This is a genomic window from Paenibacillus sp. 2TAB19 (assembly GCF_052115185.1).
GTDB lineage: Bacteria > Bacillota > Bacilli > Paenibacillales > Paenibacillaceae > Pristimantibacillus.
On record NZ_JBFRGE010000112.1, the window covers coordinates 1 to 14,537 of the forward strand.

A 14,537-nucleotide genomic window follows, 5' to 3' on the forward strand; every position below is an offset into this window, starting at 1 on the left:
CGTCCTGCTTCATACTCCTTCAGAATGGCTAATTTCTCTTCCCCACAGTACTCATTTATTTGAGACATGAAAAAACTCCCCTTGATAAACAGGTTTTTATTATTTCACCTGTCTACCTAAAGGGGAGCATATCAGGTTAGGATGGCTCTCTACTCACATTATTTAACTATATAAATTAATCATGCAGCGCAGCTTGGCGTTTCATAAGATCCTCAAGTACGATGCATGCCATCGCTTCAATGACGGGTACGACACGCGGGCAAATGCATGGATCGTGGCGGCCTTCTGTTACAATAATCTGTTCTTCGCCGCGGACGTTCATCGTCTGCTGCGGCTTCGAGATCGAAGAGGTTGGCTTCACGACGACGCGGAAGACAATCTCTTCCCCGTTGCTGATGCCGCCGACGATGCCGCCTGCGTTGTTGGTCAGATACCCTTCGGCGTTCATTTGATCATTATGCTCGCTGCCCAGCATATCGGCTGCGCTGAAGCCAGCGCCGAATTCGATGCCTTTGATAGCGCCGATCGACAGCATCGCCTTAGCCAGCTCCGCATCGAGCTTATCGAACACAGGCTCGCCAACGCCAGGTTTCACGCCGCGAATGCGGCACTCAACGATGCCTCCGCAGCTATCTCCTACTGCTGCCAGCTCCTCGATTCGCTTGACCATTTTCTCCGCGGCTGCTGGATCACAAGCACGCACAGGGTTTTTCTCGATTGAATCCTCGACGAACGATTCGCACTTGATACCGCCAATTTCCTTCGAGTAAGCAACGATGCTCACGCCTCTGCGTTCGAGCAGCTTGCGGGCAACCGCGCCTGCGGCTACACGTCCGGCGGTTTCCCGTCCAGACGCTCTCCCGCTTCCGCGATGATCCCTGATTCCGTATTTGCTCAAATAAGTGAAATCCGCGTGTCCAGGACGGAAAGCATGCTGGATATCGCTATAAGCTTCCGGTCGCATATCCTTGTTGTGCAGCATGATGAATAACGGTGTACCTGTCGTCTTGCCTTCGAATACCCCAGACATAATATTAATGATGTCATACTCCTTGCGCGGAGTCGTTACCGATGATTGTCCGGGCTTGCGACGGTCCATCTGGACTTGAATATAGGGCTCATCGATTTCTACGCCTGGTGTTACCCCGTCTATAATGACGCCGACCGACTCGCCGTGCGATTCACCGAATGTCGTTACTTTGAATGCTTCTCCATATGAACTGCCTGGCATAATATGTTGCCTCCTGTCGATGCTGCTTGATTTATAGCTCCATTATAATTTAGTATATGAAATAAATGAAATTCTAATTACGTAATCTTGCCATAGAGAGGATCTATATCATAATGCAAATGAATATGGAATGGTATCGCATCTTTCTTCATACAGCCCGTACGGGCAACCTTACCAAGGCTGCAGCCGAGCTGCATATTACGCAGCCGTCCGTCAGCTATGCGATCAAGCAGCTAGAGGAAGGTTTGCAGATTAAGCTGTTCGATCGGTTATCCAAAGGTGTTCAATTGACGGCTGAAGGTGCCGCTCTGCTCGATTATGTGGAAAAATCATTCCATTTGCTAGGAGCGGGTGAAGAGCGTATGCACGCTTTGCGTAAGCTGACAGCTGGCGAGCTTCGCATAGGAGCAAGCGGTCCGATTATGAAGCATGTGCTACTTGCGCCGCTGGACCGCTTCCATGCTCAATACCCGGATGTACGCGTCAGATTATCGCAGGGCAAATCTTCCGATATCCGCACGAGACTGAAGGAAGGCCAGATCGACGTCGGACTTGTCCATCTTCCGTTCGCCGATCCCGAGCTAATCGTTCGACCGCTCGTCTCCATCCAAGATTGTTTCGTCGTCGGCGACGCCTTCCTTAAGTGGACGACAGAGGTTAACGATCCGTCCGTCCTTACAAAAATACCGCTTCTGCTCTTAACGCAAGGAAGCAGCACAAGGCGGTTCGTTGACCACTGGCTGGCTTCTCAAGGTATACAAGCGGAAGCGGATATAGAATTAAGCAGTATCGATATGCTCATTGAATTTGCCTTGCGCGGCTATGGCGCAGCGTTCATTACGGAATCATTCGTACGGGATGAACTGGCTGAAGGTAAGCTGCACCTGTTAAAGCTTAACGTTAACCCGCCGCCGCGCGAGATCGGGATAGCCGTTAGAGCGGACCGTTCCATGCCGATGCCTGCGAAACGGTTCGTTGAATTGCTTGAGAACGACTAAAGGACTGGCGACTATCATCAACTAAAGCTACACGGTCTCCCAACGATGGCGATACTCCGCTAATCTTGCATGAAGCCTCTCAGGCTCAGACGAAATAAGGAGTCGAAGCTTCACGATCCACTCCTCGAAGGAGGAATACGAGGCGAACTGATTGGCAGTCTCCGGCGTCAAGTACAGAAAGTATGGCGCCGGATACGTCTCGGCAATATGCCGAAGGACGGAATCGATTGGCGTGTATTTCTTCCGCTTGCCGTCTAATCGATCGACGATAACGTCGCTTCTGCCATATTCCCGCTTCCATTCATGAAGCCTGTCTTCACGCTTGTAATAGGCGCTTACCGGCGACTTCGTCATCCGCCTAACGCTCTCTTCATGCAGCGGATACAGAACGAACTTCGCGAAATCTTTGTCCCTGGCAACAGCTGCTGCAATCTCGAGTTCCTGATCACTAATCTGCTCGAAGGAATCGTAGAAAATAAGCGTCCCTTTCCTCGTCTCCGGCGGCGGCTCGTAGCCGAATGGAACTTTCATTGGATCGTTGCTCATTCATATCCTCCATCCTATCTTGTCTTGTCTATGCAACTCATTATACCCTATTAGAAGCAAATCATGGCAGTTCCGAGGCATGCGCTTTACTCACTTCTTCGTTCACCTCATGCGTAATTTGATTACCGCCTTGGTTATTCCAAGCAAATACAAATGGCTCGAAAGCATCGATGGACAGCTCCCCCGTTACTATTTTCAAATACGTTTCATTCTCAAGCTTCTGCAGCTCGGCCCAGCTCTTTTCCATCGTTGGCGTAGTATCGTAAAATAAACTTTCCACCTTGATCATCGGCTTTTTGCTGACGGCACCGCCCTGCAAGTACGCTTGGGAGCTGCTCCAAGCTTCAAGATTTTTGCGCGGGAGCTCAATCTCCTGCAGCAAATCATCATATAGCGACTTTGTCTTCGTATCGAGACTGTCCCGCTCCATTTCCCCATTCAACGCAAGAATTAATTGATCATGCCGCTTCACGACGGCATCCGGATAATCGAGCAGCAGATCAAACGGATAATAGTTGCGAAGCTGCGGTCCCAGCTGTTCGGCGATCGATCGGAGCTGTTCGGCCTCCTTCCAATCCGGGTCTTGATTGCGTTCCAGCTTCGTTAAGATGTTCAGCACCTTTAACGCGGCTTCCGGATAGGGGTAGCCTTTGCGAACAACGAGATAGCGGTCGGTAAGCGGCGCTGTCTTCGTGACGAACATCCCATCCTTATCAGTCGGCGCAGCATATACTCGCCATTCCGCCTTCGTATCGGTCGATACCGAACCGTTAAGCGGCCAATAAGGCGCCCACCAAGGCGCGAATACGACGCCGGCTTGATTGTTCGAGATTAGCTCCTGAATGTCTTTGCGCAGCAAAAATTGGGAGTCGACAATGCCCTCCTTATACCAGTGCGCAAGCTTAGCAAGCGCGTTCTTCGCCTCTGGTTGAATCGAACCGTATACGACGTTGCCCTGCTTATCGTATATCCAGCTTTGCGGAAATGAATGATAAGCCGCAAACACGCTATTAAGCCCGTGTACCCCCGTCTTCTCGCCATAGACGAGCGTTCTCTCTACGGGAATGCCCGTCGTGTCGGCTCTTCCGTTGCCATCGGGATCATCATTTACGAAAGCATGGACGATTTTCTCGATATCCTCGAGCGTGCTCGGGGGCTGCAGCTTCAGATYGTCGAGCCAATCCTGTCTTATCCACAAGTATGAAGGGGCATCCGCTTCAATCGCCACGTTAGGAAAGGCGTACAGCCTTCCGTCTGCTGATGCTTCCCTTATTGCTTGACCGTCAGTCGCCTCATAAATTTCTTGCACGAGCGGCGAGGCATACTTCGGGTAGATATCAGTAAGATCCTCGATCAATTGCTGCTCTTGCAGCAATCGGAACTGCTCGCGATTCACGATAAAAGCATCAGGAAGATCGTTGCTGCGGATTGCTAGATCAAGCGTGCTCTCATAGCTGTCTTCACCGCTTGCTTCCCAATCGTATTTGATGATGACACCTGTCTGTTCTTCAACATACCGTGTCAAAAAATTATTATCGCCATAATCGCCCTCAGGCAGCTCGATGTCTGAATAGGAATAGGCGACCCGCAACGTAACGGGCGGATTGAAGGCTGACTCTTCTGAGTCGCTATTCGTAGGCGAGGACTCGTTATTTTTGCAAGCTCCCATTAGTAGTAGCAAGGCTATGCAGCCGGCTAGAACCAAACGGTTCGCAGCTCGCGTTATTCGCTTCTCAATCATCAATGAAATCTCATCCTTCCGTCTTCGATAGCAGCCGGTATTTCAACGGAGAGTACGGTTCCTTGACCAGGTTCGCTTGTGATGTGGAGCAAATCGCCGTTGCCGTAGTAACGGTCGAGCAAGCGCCGTACGTAGTTAAGGCCTATGCCCATACCCCCTAGAACGGGTGTTCCCTCCCCCGTGTTAATGAGCCTCGTCAGCGTAGCCTCGTCCATGCCAGGACCGTTGTCGGCAACCTCCACGCGCATTTTCCCTTGCTCCGTCTGCTGAATGGTAATGCGGATGATGCCAAACTGTTCATTTTTGCCATGATAGATCGCATTCTCGACAAGCGGCTGCAGCAGAAACCTTGGAATTGGGATATGATTCGTCCGAGGATCAACGTCGATCTGGAAGTCTAGCTCCCCTTCGTATCGGATGCTTTGCAGCTCGATGTATTTTTGCAGCGCTTCGATCTCATCCCGTACCGTTACAATGAGTCCAGGCTTGCCCATATTGTAGTGGAGCACCTGAACAAGGAGCGTGACGATGCGGTCGATATCCTCCTGGCCATTGGATCTCGCTAACCATTGCACCGTATTCAGGGTATTGTGCAGGAAGTGCGGATTGATCTGGCTGAGCAGCTTCTCCGTCTCCAGCTGGCTCTTCATTCGTTCATTGCGGCCGACCTCGTGGATCAGCTCGTTCACGGTCGTCTTCATGACTTGGAAGTTGCCGAGCAGTTGGTCGAATTCCTCAATCTGCGTAAAGCTGACGGGCGCTTCCCGATCCCCGGTCATTTTGACGATTTCTTTGTTCACCTTGCGAAGCGAGCCATATACTTTGCGCCATATGAGCATCGCAATAAACACCGCTAACCCGGAAGAACCAACGAACAGCAAGCCCATGCGCATAAACCACGCATTGATCTCATGATTGAAAATACTTTGATCGACAGCCGTAACAAGCTTCCAGCCTTGTCCGCTTTCGTATCCGAACAAGTAATGGTCCTTGAACAGCTTGCTCTCGGACACGGCCATCTCCCAGCGGAGCAGCCTAGGATCGAACGGCGGAGTGCCGGTGTCGGCGAAGATCGCCTCTCCCTGCTCATTAATTAAATAATGCGACACCTTCATGCCGTACCATTCGCTGTTCATAATTTTGCGAAACAAATTATAATTGGATTCCAAATAGATGTAGGCCGAATCGACACGATCGGTCTTCAGCTCCCGCATCGAGGAGAATACGATATTTGTACTGTTTTTGTATTGCGTACGATGAGGACCGAAGTACACGGCGCCATTGTAGCGGACGAAGGCGGGAAGGTCATTAACGCCAAAACTGCCGCTAACGGCGAGATTCGTGAACAGAATCGGATTTTGCTGGCCAGGGCTGTAATAGACCGTTAATCCAAGATTCGGATTCGTAAAGTTAACGATGTTAAGACTCGCCTCAATGTCCTTCATCATCTCCGCTTTCTCGGTTAAACTCTCCGTGTTCAAATATTCGCTTACCTTCTCCGCGGTTTGCCCGTCGAGCGCGAATTGCTTGGATACAAAGTCGAGATTGCTGAGCAGATTTTCGAGGCCAGTCGCTTCTTGCTTGAGGCTGGCATAAATGCCGGTGCGTATTTTGTTGGAGAGAATCGAATGCAAGGACGAATACGTATACACCGAGAAGAGAATAGGCGGGAATAAGCAGGCAATAAGCAAATAAATGACCAGCGTTCGCCGCAGGGTGCCTGTTTTGAACGGATGCGGCATTTGGCGAAAAAAACGAAGCATGTACAATCGATAATGCCCCTTTCGGAGGAAATCGCTTACATTATAGATTTTACCAGTAATAGCGATAGTCTGTAACTATAAAAATAGCGTTTAGCGTTGTCTAGGATTTGTCACGATCATGCTCAAGCGGACAGCCCGGTTAATGATATACTGGTCAGTAGATATTTCTTACATAGAAAGGGGCCGTATTGTTCAATGAATAAATCTATTCGCTCTGCTATTTACGCTCTTGTGCTAGCCGGGTTTGTGCTTGGCGGCTGCTCGAATAACGCGCATGAGGCCCATAATGGGGAAACCGCTCATGAGGAGCAGCATCATACCGCTTCCGGCGATCTTCAAGAGCAGACAGCTTCGCTTGCCGAATTCCCGTCCTTTCTTGTCGAAGCTTCACCTACGATACGAACGGCTTACGCCGTCGCAGCTTCTTTAACCGACACGCTCCCCTATATTCCATGTTATTGCGGCTGCGGCGAGAGCGCGGGCCATCGCAGCAATCATAATTGCTTTATCGCTGAAATAAAGGAAGACGGCACAGTCGTCTGGGATGATCACGGTACGCGCTGCGGCGTATGCATGGAGATTGCGGTGAAGACTGCTGCAATGAAAGAAAGCGGCATCGAGCTGGAGCGGATTCGCCAAATCATTGACGACACGTATAAGGAAGGTTACGCGAAACCGACTTTGACCGAGCTCCCACCTTCCGCTTAATAGAATGAAAATAAGGGCTGAACCAAAGTCATCGTGAATGACAATGGTTCAGCCCTTATCCACACGTCCTATTTTACCCCTTCACCGGTGATAGTGTCACTGCCAGCTCCTTCAAATCTTTACCTTTTAGCGCTCCCTCTACCAGCTCAGCTAACCGGTCCGGCGAGCAGGCGAAGCTTGGGATGCCCATGCCCGATAATCGCTTAGCCAGATCTGCATCATACGACGGCGCTCCGCTATCGGATAAGGCGAGCAAGCATAGTACGCTTACCCCCGATTGCTTCATATGCTCCATTCTGCGAATCAGCGCCGATTGGTTGCCGCCCTCATACAGATCGGAGATGAGGATGAAAAGCGTTTTCTTCGGATCGGTAATAAACTGCTCGCAATAAACGACCGACTTATGAATATCCGTACCTCCGCCAAGCTGTATGCCGAATAGCATATCGACGGGATCAGTTGCGCATTGCTCGCTTAGGTCGACGATTTCGGTGTCGAAGGCGACTACCCGAGTATCAAGCGACGGCAGACTGGCGAAGATCGAGCCGATGATTGATGCATAGATGACCGATTCCGACATCGAACCGCTTTGGTCAATATCGAGTATGACCGTCCACTCCCTGCTTCGTTTCGCCCGATCGAAGAAATAGAAACGCTCGGGTATGAGCAGCCCGCTGTTCGTATCGTAATGCCGAAGGTTGCGGCTAATCGTTCGCTTCCAATCGAGCCCCGAGAAGGAAGGCAGCGGGGAATGCTTGCGTTTGTTGAGCGCGCCGGTGACCGCGCGCGTAATCTGATCGCGCAGCCGCTTCATAATATCGTCGACGACTTCCTTCACGAGCAGTCGCGCCGTTTCCTTCGTCTGCTCCGGAATGCGTCCGCGCAGCGACATGAGCATAGCGACCATGCGAACGTCCGGCTTAATCTGTCTGAGCGTCTCCGGCTCGAACAGCAGCCGCTTCAGCCCTTTCCGTTCAATGGCATCCCCTTGGATGACGGATACAATATCCGAGGGGAAAAACGAACGCACATCGCCAAGCCACTTGGTCAGCTTGGGAGCGGACGACCCTAAACCAGCAGATCGGCGGCCTGAAGCGGCTGTGTTCTCCTCTCCTCCCGATGACCCGTCATAGATGGCGGCTAAAGCTTCATCCATCGCGATGCCTTCATCATCAAGCAGCGTACCTCCGCCTGCCATGTCTGCAAGCTTCTGCTCCGCGGCTTGGCCGAGCACGAGCCTCCATCTTCTCAACATCTCTAACCGTTGTTGTTCGTCCATATTAGAAGTCTCCAAAGTCGAACTCATCGAGTTCGGATAATGTTTGCTGCTCTTGCTCGTTCAGCGGCTGCGACAAGGCATCTCCGCCCTCTAAAGCTCCGACTCCCCACAACTCGCCAAGCAGCTCGGCTACCATGCTTCTGTCTCTCGCTTCGAAGCCGCTGAATGCCCGGCGCAGATAGACGAGCGATCGACGGAATTGGGTCTCATCAAGGGAATGGATATACAGATCGAGCTGTTCCCACAACTGTCTTCTCGACAGCAGAACGTAGCGGTTGCGAAGCGACATGCCTTCGAACCAGCCTGCGCCCATGTCGGCGTCCGTACCTGGCGATAATCGACGAGACACTTCGGACGCCAACCGATCGGCGTCGATCAGATTGCGCTCCAGCAGCAGGGCGAAAGCTAGACCGGACAGCTTCGCATTGCGATCGTCCCGGTAGGCGAGCAGCTCCAGCTGCTTCAGCCAACGCTCGTCATCCACATCGTCGTAATGCTGCTGCGAAATCGCATGCATATCGATCATCGCAGCCGCTATAGCTGTGGCTGCATCGTCATTGCAGGCTGCGCTGTCCACGAGCAGTAATGTACCTCTTAGGAACAATTGCTGCAGCAGCGGAATGAGCACGCTCGTATCCGCTTTTCGCACATCGCCGAACTGAATGAGCGCGGACAGTTCCCTTAGCGCGCCGGCAACCTGATCAATAGCGCCTGCATCGACCGCAAGCTGCTGCAGCATGTGCCTGGCATCCTCCATTGACGTAGGAAGACCGCATTCCCAGGCTTGCTTCACAAGCCCCGCGGCCGTCCGCAGGTCGGGACTTTGCTCCAGCGCTTCCTTTATGGCGAATGCGGCCGCTAGTTCTACCGTTTCGCCTTTCAGTGTAGCCTCAACAATCTGAATTTCCGCTTCCGGCGACCATTGCAGCACCCAGTGCTCAGCCCAAGTCGCGCCATCCTGACGAATGGACTTCTTGCGGACGAAGCTGATCCCAAGCAGTGCCAGCCGCTGAAGGAAGAAGGAGCGGCGCAGATCGATGAAGGCCGCTTCTTCCGACTTGACTCGCCGATTCTCCCGCAGATCAAGCTCCAAATCGGCAGCTACGGCGCTTTTGTATTTGTCCAGCTTAAGAAGCTTCAGATTGCGATTCAAATCGTCTTGAATCGGTGTCTGACTGACTCCTTCAGGCAAAGCTCCGATGACCGTCCCGATATCCGTCTTAACGAGCGCTTCCGATACGACCGACAACTCCCCATGCCCCAGACACACGATCGCGGCATCGCGCAAATCACGCCATACCGGCAGTCGTCCGCCTCGCAGCGATGTCAGCGCCTCGGCAAGCCTTACCGCCTCAATGACCGAAGCAGCAGAACGATATGTACCGTTCTCACGCATATAACCGGCAACCTTGGATAAATAATGAGGCGCCAGCTTATTTGGATCATTGGCCTCCAGGCATTGCCACGCGAGATCAAAGTAAGCAGGCGCATGATTGCCGGCGCCATAACCGGAATGATTCGACAGCTTATAGTTCGAATACGGCATAAGCGTTAGCTTCGTATCCCTTCTCGGGAGCGCTGCTGCTTCATCGTCCGTCATTGGCGGCCAATCTAACGTTAACGCCGATATGTGGTAAGCGCCAGCTATAACGACGATGCGATCAGCGGGAACGCCGCCTGCGAGCGCCTCTGCGATTCTGCCCCGCATATAAGCTTCGCGTATATCGTTCGAAGCGGCTTCGAGCGGCAGGCTGCTTCGCTCCTCTTCCTCATTGAGTCTTCTCATCTGCTCGGAGAAGGCAGCAATCGAGATTCTATACGTGTCGGAAGCGGCCGAATGCTCAAAGTATCGTTCCCAATACGAATCGTAATCCAACTCACCGGCAAGCTCGGCTACCTTCTCATAACGTTCGTTTACGTTGCTCCAGTGCTGCTTCGCTTCCTTCCTATTTCCCTCATCCATAGCATCGCGCTTGCCGAGATGCATACTTATCGCTGCGGAAGAAGGCAAATCGATGAAACGCGCTTCTGCTCCGTTGCTTGCCGCCCAGCGAAACGCTTCATATTCCGGCGAATAACGCGCTAACGGGAAGATGAGCGTTCGGATCGGCAATTGATCGGTATACGCTAAGATGGCAACCGGAGGAATAACGCCGCTTCTCGTTAGATGGCCAATAAGCGGGGTTGCGTCTTCCGGCCCTTCGACGAGTACGAGCTTAGGCTTGATTTCATTCAGATAATGCCGCAGGTGAATCGCGCCTGCGGGCGACAAATGGCGGATCCCGAACAAATGTACGCCAGCGGTTTCCTTAACCATACCTACGGCTTTCATCGCGCTCACGAGCTGAGCTCACGGCAAGCGTTATACAGGCCGCGCCATGTAGGTCCGCGTTTCTTCATCACGTTCTCCAGATATTCCTTCCACACGGCATCGTCTTTGCCGTCATCCTTGACGACTGCGCCGAGCAGACCCGCGGCCAAGTCTTCATCAGATACGCTTCCGCCGCCGAAGCTGGAAGCGAGCGCCATGCTGTTCACGAGCAGGGAGATCGCCTCGGCGGTTGAGATCGCGCCGCTTGGCTGCTTAATCTTCTCCTTGCCGTCGATCGTCATGCCTGCGCGCAGCTCGCGGAAGATCGTAACAACTTTATGCACCGCCGCTTCTGTAGGCAATGCATCGCCAAGCCGGTAATTGGCCGCAATCTCGCTAACCCGCTTGCGAACGATATCGATCTCCGTGTCCAGATCGGCTGGAGCAGGAAGAACAATAATATTGAACCTGCGCTTAAGCGCGGCAGACATATCGTTAACGCCCCGGTCACGCGTATTCGCCGTTGCGATGATCGAGAATCCGCGCGACGCAGGAACTTCGCTGCCAAGCTCGGGGACGGTAATCGTCTTCTCCGATAAGATGGAAATAAGCGCGTCCTGCACTTCCGAGGCACAGCGGGAAATCTCTTCGAAGCGGGCGATACCGCCAGTCTCCATCGCCCGGTAGATCGGGCTCTTCACGATAGCCTCATTCGAAGGCCCGTTAGCAAGCAGYATCGCGTAGTTCCAAGAATATCGGATTTGCTCCTCGCTCGTTCCCGCCGTACCTTGAATAACCTTCGACGAATCGCCGTGTATGGCGGCCGTCAAGTTTTCCGACAACCAGGATTTAGCAGTTCCAGGCTCGCCAATAAGAAGCAGCGCCCGATCYGTCAACAGTGTCGCTATCGCAATCTCGACGAGGCGCTGGTTGCCGATATACTTCGGCGTGATCGGCGTGCCGCCCGCTTTGCCTCCAATAATAAAGGTTAATACGGCGCGCGGCGATAATTGCCACCCTTCGGGGCGCTCGCCCTTATCCGATGCCCGCAACGCTTCAAGCTCATGCGCGTATAGCTTTTCTGCCGGCAGTCTTAACGTACTATGCTTTTGATCCATGATAGCAATCCCGCTCCTTTGGTTGATTCCTCTTCCTTCTTAGCAGCAACAAAGTCAGCCAGCTCCAGCAGCTTATTGCGTGTTTCTTCGTAGTAGAAACGATCCGCAGTCAATCGCAGTCGTTCCGCATATCGGCTTGGGATCGATGCGCACAAGAAGCTAATCTCTTCTTCTAAATAATAAATTTGCTTCGGCTTTGCTTTCTCGATCGTGCTCAAGATCAGCTCCGGCGCCTGCTCACTGCCGAGACGGACAAGCGCAAGCAAGATGGCGGTTGTGCGATAAGTTGCGATATTAGGATTGACTTTCGCCTTATACAGCAAATAATCAACGACTTCCTGTTCCGGTTTTACTGCAAGTCTTGCGACAAGATCTTCTTCGTTCATTTTCACTAAACGGTGTACCCAACGGCTATCCCACGAAACTAAAGGCTCAGACTCATCTTTCTCTCTCAGATTTCGGAATTCATATAGCGGACCCGGTACCCATTCGTAGAACACTTGCAGCAGCTGCTTTGCGGCTGCTCCTTTGCGATCATCCAAATACGGCTTATAGGCTTCATACACATCCGCAGGCTGTTCAAGTCTGACCGCGGCTTTGAACGAGTAGCCAAGCAGGTTCGGCCGCTTATGTCTAAGCTCATGAAGGAATAAGAGAGCCTTAGGATGCTTCGATTCCAGCAGCGCCTCGGCTGCCTCGCTCTGAATTCTCGAGGTTTCCATGATATCAATCGCATCATCATGAAGCAGCCGCATGAGAAAATCGCGTTCAGCGGCATGTTGCCCCGGCGATCTCAACCCGCCAAGTACGGCCAGCATTCGCTCTAGCCAGCTTGCGTTCTTACGATCAGCCGCCATCGCACCGAGCAGCTCCTCGCCGAACGCAAGCACACGCTCCTTCAGCTTAGGGTTAACACTTCTGCGGATCGGTTCTGCCGCAATGGAGGTATCTTTTTTCATGATCGCTTCCATTAACCGCTCCAAAGCCTGCTCGCTGTCGCTATTGGATAAAGCAAGCAAAGCCGCGCTTCGAATCTCTTTCTTGCGGTCATATGACAGCTCCAGCAGCTTATCCTCGAAGTCGGCATCGTCAGCAGCGAGTCGGAGTGCTGCAATACGTACAGGCAGCGAGCCGTTATAAGCTGACTTATGGATAAGCTCTTTCGCGGCTGCTTTCTCTTCTTCGGCCGTTAACCGATAAATCGCCGTCAGCTTGCGAGCGTCTCCGCTCCCGCCTTCAAAGTTGAAGCTTGCATGCAGCACAGGCAATATACGTTGACCGATCTTCGGCAGTACTTCCTCTGCCACGTATTCAGCGATTTCCGAATAGGAATCCTCAAGTGCTGTAACGGAGGGAACGAATGTTCTCATGTCCGTAAAAATGCCATCGGCATTCGCTTGTCGAATGACCTCCAGACGACCTGAGCCGGTTTGCGTCAAAGCATCGATGACCGGTTGAAGGTTGCGATACGAAATGTGAGTAGGCGCTGATGCATTAGAATCTGTCAAACCGATCGAACGCAGTTCTCCTGCCGTTTCCGTTGATCCTTGCGTATGCAAGATCGCATGGAGCAGAACCGATAGATCCAGAAGCTTCGTTGCCGCTAGATCTGGCGAAGAACGTATGACTTCGCTTACCGTTTCGCCTACTTTTTTGAATACCGGAGCAGCTTCTCCGAGCCGTTCCAGCTTCGGCAGCATCGCTTGCAGCCGCAAATCGTTAGGCGCCAGGGATGCGCCTGCTATCAATAAACGCCTCAGGTCCTCATGAAGCTCGCGTAATAAGGGTATGCTCATCGTTAACTCCTTTGCCTGTGAATGAAATGAATTAATATAGCAAACGAATCGTTTCTTCTTCGTTAATTAGCGCTAAAGGCTGCGCATGCAGTCGGCCTGAATCCAGTCGATCCTCGAACATGACGAGAACGGCGCAGTCCGTCAAGCTTCCTTCATGGAGAAAAGGCAGAGAATGCAAAGTGGACTGTCCGATTGCATCGATGTGGCTTAGTGCTATTCGCTTGCCTTGCTCATCCTCCATCGCATAACCTTCATCCGTTTGGCCGATTCTAGCGGCATGCAGCAGCATAACCGGATTTTTATCCGATTGCGGATTTTTCAGTACGTTTTTGATCGTTTTTATAGCATCGGGGTACGATTTGACCGCATGCTTACGTACCGCTTGCCGATCCTCGGCAGACGTCTCGCGAAGCGTCATATCTTCCCATCTTGCCCTGCGATTCCATTCCCCGGGGTATACCGCCAGCTCCTTCGTCTGAACAATGTGGAAGTACGAATCGTCTTCCTTAATGAACTTCGCGGCTCGGAACGGCCGAAAGGTTCGAGTCGCTACCAACTGCCCGTCATTCAGCTGAATCCAGTACCCCTCGTCGACATATTCGCCGCGTGAAGCATCGGTATAAGAGCGGAAGCTTAGCTGCATGAGCTCCATCTGTTCACGGACTTGCCCGGCTTCTCTCAACTCCGCGAACTGCCACGCATGCCCGATCTTCTCCTCGATCGCGCTATCGGTATTTATTGCAAGCTCGGGATCTCCTATTTTTGCAGTCAAATGATCTCGGCCCCGCTTCAATAGCGCATAAAGCGAAGTTAACTGCTCGGTCGCTTCCAGGTACCCGGAGGAGGCGCTTTTCTCCGATCGAAGACATTCGATCAGCTCGCGGAACGACGCTTGYAGCCCAGGCACAAACGAATTGCCGAGCTGCTTCGCTTGCTCCTCATATTGTCGCAACGCCCTCGCGTCTGCTGCCGCTAAGCCCGTCGTAACTAATTGCTTCAGCAGCTTCTCGGKCAGTTCGATGCCTTCTAGCTGAGCGGCCAGCTTC

The 14,537-nt window shown here is 52.4% G+C and carries 11 protein-coding genes; 2 read left to right on the forward strand and 9 right to left on the reverse strand.

Annotated features, from left to right (window positions below; all coding sequences use genetic code 11):
* Nucleotides 1-175 precede the first annotated feature (175 nt).
* Nucleotides 176-1,231, reverse strand: coding sequence for a chorismate synthase (aroC, locus tag AB4Z33_RS28290; protein ID WP_442053107.1), 1,056 nt, complete (start codon nucleotides 1,229-1,231; stop codon nucleotides 176-178).
* Between the two features lie 113 nt (nucleotides 1,232-1,344).
* On the opposite strand from aroC, the gene AB4Z33_RS28295 reads away from it, so the two are divergent.
* Nucleotides 1,345-2,229 carry a LysR family transcriptional regulator gene (locus AB4Z33_RS28295; RefSeq protein ID WP_442053108.1) on the forward strand — a complete coding sequence of 295 codons (885 nt, stop codon included), beginning with the start codon at nucleotides 1,345-1,347 and terminating at the stop codon, nucleotides 2,227-2,229.
* A 27-nt stretch (nucleotides 2,230-2,256) separates the two neighbouring features.
* On the opposite strand, the gene AB4Z33_RS28300 is transcribed toward AB4Z33_RS28295, so the two are convergent.
* The 3 genes from AB4Z33_RS28300 to AB4Z33_RS28310 all read right to left on the reverse strand — a co-directional run bounded on the left by AB4Z33_RS28300 (nucleotide 2,257) and on the right by AB4Z33_RS28310 (nucleotide 6,279).
* Nucleotides 2,257-2,775: a hypothetical protein gene (locus AB4Z33_RS28300; protein WP_442053109.1), complete on the reverse strand. Its 519-nt coding sequence runs from the start codon at nucleotides 2,773-2,775 to the stop codon at nucleotides 2,257-2,259.
* Between the two features lie 61 nt (nucleotides 2,776-2,836).
* Nucleotides 2,837-4,516 carry an extracellular solute-binding protein gene (locus AB4Z33_RS28305; RefSeq protein ID WP_442053110.1) on the reverse strand — a complete coding sequence of 560 codons (1,680 nt, stop codon included), beginning with the start codon at nucleotides 4,514-4,516 and terminating at the stop codon, nucleotides 2,837-2,839.
* Nucleotides 4,516-6,279: a histidine kinase gene (locus tag AB4Z33_RS28310; protein ID WP_442053116.1), complete on the reverse strand. Its 1,764-nt coding sequence runs from the start codon at nucleotides 6,277-6,279 to the stop codon at nucleotides 4,516-4,518. Before AB4Z33_RS28310 ends, AB4Z33_RS28305 begins: the two co-directional genes overlap by 1 nt.
* Before the next feature lie 195 nt (nucleotides 6,280-6,474).
* Here AB4Z33_RS28310 and AB4Z33_RS28315 point away from each other — a divergent pair, with 195 nt between their 5' ends.
* The gene (locus AB4Z33_RS28315) at nucleotides 6,475-6,987 is read left to right on the forward strand and encodes a PCYCGC motif-containing (lipo)protein (protein ID WP_442053111.1); all 513 of its coding nucleotides are present in this window, start codon (nucleotides 6,475-6,477) and stop codon (nucleotides 6,985-6,987) included.
* Between the two features lie 73 nt (nucleotides 6,988-7,060).
* On the opposite strand, the gene AB4Z33_RS28320 is transcribed toward AB4Z33_RS28315, so the two are convergent.
* From AB4Z33_RS28320 to AB4Z33_RS28340, 5 genes are all read right to left on the reverse strand, one after another.
* Complete coding sequence (locus tag AB4Z33_RS28320) at nucleotides 7,061-8,266, reverse strand: VWA domain-containing protein (protein WP_442053112.1); 1,206 nt, start codon at nucleotides 8,264-8,266, stop codon at nucleotides 7,061-7,063.
* Between the two features lies 1 nt (nucleotide 8,267).
* Nucleotides 8,268-10,598 (reverse strand): DUF5682 family protein, encoded by a 2,331-nt coding sequence (locus tag AB4Z33_RS28325; protein ID WP_442053117.1) that lies wholly within the window; start codon nucleotides 10,596-10,598, stop codon nucleotides 8,268-8,270.
* A gap of 5 nt (nucleotides 10,599-10,603) precedes the next feature.
* Nucleotides 10,604-11,695, reverse strand: coding sequence for an AAA family ATPase (locus AB4Z33_RS28330; protein WP_442053113.1), 1,092 nt, complete (start codon nucleotides 11,693-11,695; stop codon nucleotides 10,604-10,606).
* A complete protein-coding gene (locus AB4Z33_RS28335; protein WP_442053114.1) occupies nucleotides 11,671-13,491 on the reverse strand; it encodes a hypothetical protein in 1,821 nt (606 codons plus the stop codon). The genes AB4Z33_RS28330 and AB4Z33_RS28335 overlap by 25 nt, the downstream gene beginning before the upstream one ends.
* Nucleotides 13,492-13,522: 31 nt before the next feature.
* On the reverse strand, nucleotides 13,523-14,537 hold a 1,015-nt coding region (locus AB4Z33_RS28340; protein WP_442053115.1), incomplete at its 5' end, for an SWIM zinc finger family protein.